Genomic DNA, 7665 nt, shown 5'->3' on the forward strand with positions numbered 1-7665 from the left:
AGCCCCGGCACGGCCACGACGGGCGACCCGGGCGCGGGCACCGGCGCGTGGCCGAGGCGGGCGAGCCCCGCGCGGAAGCGGTCCGCGAGGGCCGGGCCGTGCGCGCCGATCGCGGGCACGCCGAGCTCCTCGACGAGGGCGAGGGCGTGGCGCGCGCCCGTGTACGCGAGCAGCGCCGGGCTCTCGTCGAACCGGCGCGCGGAGTGGGCGAGTTCCTCGACCGGCCCGTAGCAACTGTCCCAGGGGCGCTCCCCCGCGACCCAGCCCGCGAGCAGCGGCCGTACGCCGCCGAAGCCGTCGGCCTCCTCGGGGACGACGAAGAAGGCGACGCCGCGCGGGCAGGTGAGCCACTTGAACCCGACGGCCGCCGCGAAGTCCGCGGCGGCCACGTGGTCGCCCAGGTCCAGCCAGCCGGCCGCCTGCGAGGCGTCGAGGTAGAGGCGGCTCCCGTGGGCGCGGGCCGCCTCCCGGAGCGCGACGAGGTCCACGATCCTGCCGTCCGCGGACTGCGCGACGCTGACGGCGACCAGGGCGGTGCCGGGGCGCACGGACTCCGCGATCCGCTCCAGCGGCACGGCGCGCACCTTCAGGTCCCCGCGGACGTGGAAGGGGTTCACCGTGGAGCTGAAGTCGCCCTCGGCCGTGAGGACTTCGGCACCCGGCGGCAGCGCGGCGGCGACCAGGCCGCTGTAGACGGCCACCGACGCGCCGGCCGCGACCCGGCTCACCGGGACGCCGACGAGCCGCGCGAACGAGGCGCGGGCCGCCTCCACGTCCGCGAACATGTCCTGCGGGCGACCCTCGGCCACGGAGAGGGCCGCCTCGTGCATCGCGCGCACGGCGCGGGCCGGGAGCAGGCCGGTGCTCGCGCTGTTCAGATAGGTGGTCCGGGGAGCGAATTCGGAGCGTACGAGGGTCACGTCGAGGCGCTGGCGCCGTCCGGGAATCTCCATGGGATCACTGTGCCGCCCGCCGGTCCGCCGGTCCATGACGGCGGCCGGGGCGACGGTCACGGATGCCTGACGAGTACCCTTCAGCGCTTCTTACGCGTCGCCGCCCCGGCGGACGCGTCCTTGCGCGTCGCCGCCCCGGCGGACGCGTCCTTACACGTCGCCCCGGCGGACACGTCCTTGCGCCTCGCCCCGGCGGACGCCCGGCGGCCCCTTCCAGCGTCGCCCCGGCGCGAGCCGACTCGCGGGCGGTGCCTCAGGCCCCCGGCACCTCAGGCCCCCGGCACCGCGCAGCCGTCCGGGCCGCAGGCGTCGGCGCCCGTGCCGTCGGCGCCGTCGGCGAGCACCGTCAGCGGCGCCCGGCTCTCCCACGCCCGCGTCAGGGCCTGCTGGAACACCTCGACGGGCTGGGCGCCGGAGAGGCCGAAGGAGCGGTCGAGCACGAAGAAGGGGACGCCGTTCGCGCCCAGCGCGGCGGCCTCGCGCTCGTCGGCGCGGACGTCGTCGGCGTACGCGGCGGGGTCGGCGAGGACGGCGCGGGCCGCGTCGGGGTCGAGACCGGCCTCGGCGGCGAGGGCGACGAGGCGCTCCTCGTCGTCGAAGACGGACGCCTCCTCGGCGAAGTTCGCCCGGTACAGGGCGGCGATCAGCGCGTCCTGCCGGTCCGCGCCCCGCTCCTTGGCGAAGTGCAGCAGGCGGTGCATGTCGAAGGTGTTGCCGTGGTCGCGGCCGCGGGTGCGGTAGGCGAGGCCCTCCGCGTTCGCCTGCGCGCCGACGCCGTCCTCGGCGGCCTGGGCCTGTGCCTCGGTCATGCCGTACTTCTTGGTGAGCATCGCGAGCACGGGGGCGGTGTCGCCCTTGGCCCGGTGCGGGTCGAGCTCGAAGGAGCGGTGCACCACCTCGACGGCGTCGCGGTGCGGGAAGTCCGCCAGGGCCCGCTCGAAGCGGGCCTTGCCCACGTAGCACCACGGGCAGGCGATGTCGCTCCAGATCTCGACGCGCATGTCTCTGACTCACTTCTCCAGGTCGTACGATGCGGAGCCGGCCTCCGCTCCTGGGTGCAACCCGGGACGGCCCCGCTCCATTCCCCGGCGCGGCACGGGGTGCTCCGTGCCGCGCCGGGGCCGGGCGCGCCTAGGACCCGTCGCGCAGGTCCGTGGGCCAGGCGGGGCGGTAGGCGATGCGGTCGAACGCCACCGCGCACCCCTCGCCGCGCGGCGACTGCGCGAGGAACCCGACGAGCGCGGCCTGGGCCTGCCGCGCGTCGCCGAGCTGGAAGACGCGGACGAACGTCCAGCGCTCGCCGTCCGTCGACGCGTGGAAGGCGAACGCCGCGCCGGTGCGGCTGATCCGCAGCCAGACGGCGGGGCCGTCCACGACGAAGGCGTTGGCGTCGTCGGAGCGGCCCCGGGTCACGACGGTGCAGATCGTCGGCAGGTCCGGGGAGCGCTCGAAGCACAGCTTCGCCCAGTCGCGCTCGCCGACGTGCAGATAGAGCACGCCCGCGTCGAAGGGGGCGGCGAAGCCGGGCGTGACGCGGGCGACGAGCTGGAAGTCGCCCTCGGGGGCGCCCAGCAGGCGGGGCGCGTCGGACGCCGGGTCCAGGGCCTCGCCGGTGGGCGGCACGAAGCGGTCCTGGCGGGGTCCCGCCCGGCCGGTGAGGACGCCGTCCTGGTACGACCAGTGGCCGTCGGGGCCGTACGGCCGCAGCGGGAAGGGCAGTTCGGGCAGGGTGAGGCTGCCGGTGGCGGTCATGGCGTCAGTGTTCCAGGCGGCCGTCGTAGCGCCGGGGCAGCCCGAGGGGGTTGGCGTCGTGCAGCTCCGGCGGGAGCAGCGCCTCGGGGGTGTTCTGGTACGCGACGGGGCGCAGCCAGCGCTCGATGGCGGTGCCGCCGACGGAGGTGGAGGTGGAGGTGGTCGCCGGGTAGGGGCCGCCGTGCTGCTGGGCGGGGGCGACGGCGACGCCGGTGGGCCAGCCGTTGACGAGGACGCGGCCGGCGAGCGGGGTGACGTCGGCGAGCAGGGCGGCGGCGCCGTCCTCGCCCGCGGCCTCGCGCGCGGAGAGCTGCACGGTCGCCGTGAGGTTGCCGGGGAGCCGGGAGAGCACGGCCGTGACCTCCTCGCGGGACGCGTAGCGGGCGACGACGGTGACGGGGCCGAAGCACTCCTCCAGGAGCAGGTCGTGCGCGCCCTCGGCGGCGAGGCGGGCGGCGGGGACGGTGAGGAAGCCCGCGGCCACCGTGTGCGCGCCGCCCGGTCCCGGCGTGACGGGGGCGGCGACGTCCGGCAGCGCGGCGCGCTCGGCGACCCCGGCGACGAAGGCCTCGCGCATGCGGTGGTCGAGGAGGACCCCGGGCTCGGTGGCGCCGACGGCCTCGGCCAGGGACGTCACCAGGCGGTCGCCGCCCTCCCCGGCGGGCGCGAGGACGAGGCCGGGCTTCACGCAGAACTGGCCGACGCCGAGGGTCATGGAGCCGGCCAGGCCGGTGCCGATCTCCTCGGCGCGTTCGGCGGCCGCGGCCTCGGTGACGACGACCGGGTTGAGGGAGCCCAGCTCACCGTGGAAGGGGATCGGCACCGGGCGCGCGGCGGCGGCGTCGAACAAGGCCCGCCCGCCGCGGACCGAGCCGGTGAACCCGGCGGCGGCCACCAGCGGGTGCCGGATCAGGTCCAGGCCCGCGTCGAAGCCGTGCACCAGGCCCACGACCGCCTCCGGTACGCCGTGCTCGGCGGCCGCGCGGCGCAGCACGGCCGCGGCGCGCTCGGAGGTGGCGGGGTGGTCGGGGTGGGCCTTGACGACGACGGGGCAGCCGGCGGCGAGGGCGCTCGCGGTGTCACCGCCGGGCACGGAGAACGCGAAGGGGAAGTTGGAGGCGGAGTAGACGGCGACGACGCCGAGCGGGACCTTGTAGCGGCGCAGGTCCGGGGTGGGGGGCGTGGTGGTGTCGTCGGGGTGGTCGATGACGACGCCGAGGTAGGCGCCCTCGTCGACGATGTCGGCGAAGGCGCGCAACTGGTAGCAGGTGCGGGCGAGTTCACCGGTCAGCCGCGCCGGGCCGAGGGCCGTCTCCGCGTCCGCGGCCGCCACCAGCGCGTCCCGGGCGTCGTCGAGCAGGGCGGCGGCGGTGCGCAGGAAGGCGGCGCGCGTGCCCCGGTCCGCGAGGGCGCCGCGTGCCTCGTGGGCGGCGGTGACGGCCCGCCCGACCTCCTCGGCCGTGGCTTCGACGGCGACCTGTTCGCGCCGCTTCCCGGTACGGGGGTCGACGCTCCAGACTGGTGCTGCTGCCACCGGAGTTCCTCCAGGATGTCCAAGATTGACCTGACGTGGATGCCTGCCGCGTGCTGCCATTCACCAGGGCTGTTCGATATGCTGAACACCGTCTCTGATGGTGAATCCAGCGGGACAGTGGAGACTATTTCTCGTCGTACGTGAGGGGTCAAGGGCGATGGCGGCTGCGGAGACGGGCGGGGGCGCGCAGGTCAAGTCCGCGGTGCGGACGGTGGAGCTGCTGGAGTTCTTCGCGGGCCGCCCCGGGATGCACTCCCTGGCCGACGTCCAGGAGGCCCTGGGCTACCCCAAGTCCAGCCTGTACATGCTGCTGCGCACGCTCGTCGAGCTGGGCTGGATCGAGACGGACGCGACCGGCACGCGGTACGGCATCGGGGTGCGCGCCCTGCTCGTCGGCACCTCGTACATCGACGGCGACGAGGTCGTCGCCGCCGCCCGGCCCACGCTCGACCGGCTCTCGGACGACACCACCGAGACGATCCACCTGGCCCGCCTCGACGGCACGAACGTGGTGTACCTGGCGACCCGCCAGTCCCAGCACTACCTGCGCCCCTTCACGCGCGTGGGCCGCAGGCTGCCCGCCCACTCCACCTCGCTGGGCAAGGCGCTGCTCGCCACCCACACCGACGAGCAGGTCCGCAAGCTCCTGCCGGAGACGCTGCCCGCACTGACGGAGAACACGATCACCGACCGCGAGCGGCTCATCGAGGAGCTGCACACCGTGCGCGAGCAGGGCTTCGCCGTGGACCGCGAGGAGAACACGCTGGGCCTGCGCTGCTTCGGCGTGGCGATCCCCTACCGTACGCCCGCGCGGGACGCGATCAGTTGCTCCGTGCCGGTCGCGCGGCTGACGCCCGCGCACGAGCAGACGGTCAAGGACGCGCTGTTCGACGCCCGCGACCGGCTGACCCTGGCCACGCGGCGCCTCTGACGTCGTCCACGGCCGCCGCTCCAGGAGCGGCCCCGACCCTTCCGCGGCGGCCCCGACCCTTCCGCGGCGGCCCCGACCCTTCCGCGGCGGCCCCGACCCTTCCGCGGCGGCCTCGGCCCTTCCGCGGCGGCCTCGGCCTCCCCCTTCCACGACAGCTCTGACCTCCCCCTTCCCGCCGGGCCGCCTCCCCCGCGCGGCGGAGGCGCTTCGTCACCGGGCAGGAGGTGCCGGACCCCGGCCGCGCGGGAGCGTGAGGGCATGACTCAGGCACTCGTCCCCGCCCCGGCCCCGGCGGGCCTCCCCGCGCGCTCCGTCCCCAGCGGGCCCCGCCGCGTGCTGCGCGCCGTCGCCGTCGCCTCCTGCCTGCCGTACCTGTCCCTGAAGCTGGCCTGGATCGCCGGGAGCCGCGTCGGCATCCCCGACGGCAGCTCGCTCCTGGACCACCGGGGCGTGATGGTCGTCGCCAACACGGTGACCGTGCTCATGGACGCGGCCGTGATCGTCCTCGCGCTGCTGCTCACCCAGGCCTGGGGCCGCCGCACCCCGGCCTGGCTGCTCGTCCTGCCGATGTGGGCGGCCACCGGGCTGCTCACTCCGATCATGGCCGGGTTCCCGGCGCAGCTCGCGGTGCGCGCGCTCGGCGGGTCCGGGAGCGGCGCCGACACCGGGCGCGAGCCCTTCCTCGACGAGTGGGTCTTCGGCGTGGTGTACGGCGGCTTCATCCTCCAGGGCCTCAGCCTGGGGCTGCTGTTCGCGCTGTACGCCCGCGACCGGTGGGGGCACGTCGGGCGGGGCCGGGTGCGGGAGCTGGCCCCGGCCGGGCGGGCGGCGCGGTGGTGCGCGGTGGCGGCCGCCGCCCTCGCGCTGTACCCGGCCGTCCTGCGGCTGCTGTGGGCGTGCGGGTCGACGGCGGGGCTCGACGCGGCGCGGGCGGCGGAGCGGACCAGCGACTTCTCCGTCCTCCAGGTGCTGGAGGCGGGTTACCTCGCGGCGGCCGCGGCGGGCGGCCTGATGCTCGCCTTCCGGTGGGGGCGTGCGCTGCCCGCGCGGGTGCCGCTGGCGCTCGCCTGGCTCGGCTCCGGCGCGGTGGCCTGCTGGGCGGCGTGGCTGAGCGTGACCTCGCTGGGGCCCGTGGACGAGGTCACCGAGCGGCCGACGGCGGCGACGCTCCTGTCCTACGCTGTGCAGATGATCATCGGAGTCCTTGTGGTGGCCGTCGGCGTCCGGTCCCTCCGGGCGGGGGCGGGGGCCGGGGAGCGCGTGGCCGGTGGGGCCCGCCCCGGCGAGGGCCGCGCGGCCGGCGGTGGGGGCGCGTGAGACGGTTCGGCCCGCTCCTGTTCGGGCGGCGGACGCGGCGGCGGTGGATCCATCTGATCCTGGGCGGCGCGCTCTCCATGCCGTACGTCTTCGTCGGGTCCATGGCCTCGGGGCCGCTGCTCGGCGAGACCGCCATGTTCGCCTCCTTCTCCTCCCAACTCCTCGCGTTCGCGCTCGGGTTGCCGCTGGCCGCGGTCACCGGTCTGTTCCCGCTGACCCGGCCCATGTCGGTGGCCGCGGTCCGGGCGCTGTGCGCGGTGCCGGACGAGGCGCTGGCCGACGGGCCGCCGCGCACGCGCCGGGAACGGGGGCGCGCGGCCGCCTGGTTCACGCTGCACCTCGGCTGCGGCGGGATCATCAGCGGGATGACGCTGGCGCTCGTACCGTTCGCGGTCTTCCTCATCGTGCTGCCGGTGTTCGTGGGCCTCGACGGTTCCTGGCTGGGGCTGCCCGACGCGCTGCGGGAGCCCTGGACCCTGGTGGCCGCGCCGGTCGCGGGCGCCGCGTCCCTGCTCGGGCTCGCCGGGTGCGTGGGCGCGTCCGGGGCGCTGCTCGCGGGCGCCGCCCCGCGGCTGCTCGGCCCGACGCCCGCCGACCGGCTGGCCGCCGCCGAGCAGCGCGCCGCCGACCTGGCCGTGCGCAACCGGCTGGCCCGCGAGCTGCACGACTCCGTCGGGCACGCGCTGAGCGCCGTCACGCTCCAGGCGAGCGCCGCGCGCCGCGTCCTCGACCACGACCCGGAGTTCGTCCGCGAGGCGCTCGCCGCCATCGAGGACACCACCCGGCGCACCGTGAGCGAGCTCGACGCCGTCCTCGGCGTGCTGCGCGAGGGCGACCAGCGGGCCTCGACGGCCCCGGCGCCCACCCTCGCCGCCGACCTGGACGGCCTGCTGCGCCGCACCCGCGCGGGCGGGCTGCGGGTGCGGGCCGCCGTGGACCTCGGGCCCGGGGGCGCCGACGCGCTGCCGCCGATGGTGTCCCGCGAGGCGTACCGCATCGTGCAGGAAGCGCTCAGCAACGCCCTGAGGCACGCGGGCCCCGGCACCGCCGTGACGCTGCGGATCACCCGTGACGCCACCGGCCTGGACCTTCTCGCCGAGAACCCGCTGCCGCCCGCCGCCGCGGCCGGCAGCGCGCCCGCCCGGCCCGGCGGCGGCCACGGCCTGCGCGGCGTCGCC

The 7665-nt window shown here is 76.8% G+C and carries 7 protein-coding genes; 3 read left to right on the forward strand and 4 right to left on the reverse strand.

All coding sequences use genetic code 11. The features are described from left to right. The 4 genes from IE330_RS37100 to IE330_RS37115 all read right to left on the reverse strand — a co-directional run. Nucleotides 1-989 (reverse strand): aminotransferase class V-fold PLP-dependent enzyme (locus tag IE330_RS37100; RefSeq protein WP_190140597.1); only part of this gene is annotated, 989 nt, incomplete at its 3' end. A 233-nt stretch (nucleotides 990-1222) separates the two neighbouring features. Beyond that, nucleotides 1223-1954 (reverse strand): DsbA family oxidoreductase, encoded by a 732-nt coding sequence (locus IE330_RS37105; RefSeq protein ID WP_190140593.1) that lies wholly within the window; start codon nucleotides 1952-1954, stop codon nucleotides 1223-1225. Nucleotides 1955-2084: 130 nt separating this feature from the next. Further along, nucleotides 2085-2705: a DUF1349 domain-containing protein gene (locus IE330_RS37110; protein WP_190140594.1), complete on the reverse strand. Its 621-nt coding sequence runs from the start codon at nucleotides 2703-2705 to the stop codon at nucleotides 2085-2087. A 4-nt stretch (nucleotides 2706-2709) separates the two neighbouring features. Then, the gene (locus tag IE330_RS37115) at nucleotides 2710-4239 is read right to left on the reverse strand and encodes an aldehyde dehydrogenase (NADP(+)) (protein ID WP_190140595.1); all 1530 of its coding nucleotides are present in this window, start codon (nucleotides 4237-4239) and stop codon (nucleotides 2710-2712) included. A 157-nt stretch (nucleotides 4240-4396) separates the two neighbouring features. Here IE330_RS37115 and IE330_RS37120 point away from each other — a divergent pair, with 157 nt between their 5' ends. The 3 genes from IE330_RS37120 to IE330_RS37130 all read left to right on the forward strand — a co-directional run. Further along, nucleotides 4397-5170, forward strand: a complete 774-nt coding sequence (locus IE330_RS37120) for an IclR family transcriptional regulator (RefSeq protein WP_190140596.1) — start codon at nucleotides 4397-4399, stop codon at nucleotides 5168-5170. 258 nt (nucleotides 5171-5428) lie between these two features. Continuing rightward, a complete protein-coding gene (locus tag IE330_RS37125) occupies nucleotides 5429-6487 on the forward strand; it encodes a hypothetical protein (RefSeq protein ID WP_229926204.1) in 1059 nt (352 codons plus the stop codon). Then, the coding region (locus tag IE330_RS37130) for a sensor histidine kinase (RefSeq protein ID WP_229926205.1) at nucleotides 6484-7665 on the forward strand (1182 nt) is incomplete at its 3' end. The genes IE330_RS37125 and IE330_RS37130, both read left to right, overlap by 4 nt.

The sequence above is a fragment of the Streptomyces longispororuber genome (assembly GCF_014656095.1).
Lineage (GTDB): Bacteria > Actinomycetota > Actinomycetes > Streptomycetales > Streptomycetaceae > Streptomyces > Streptomyces longispororuber.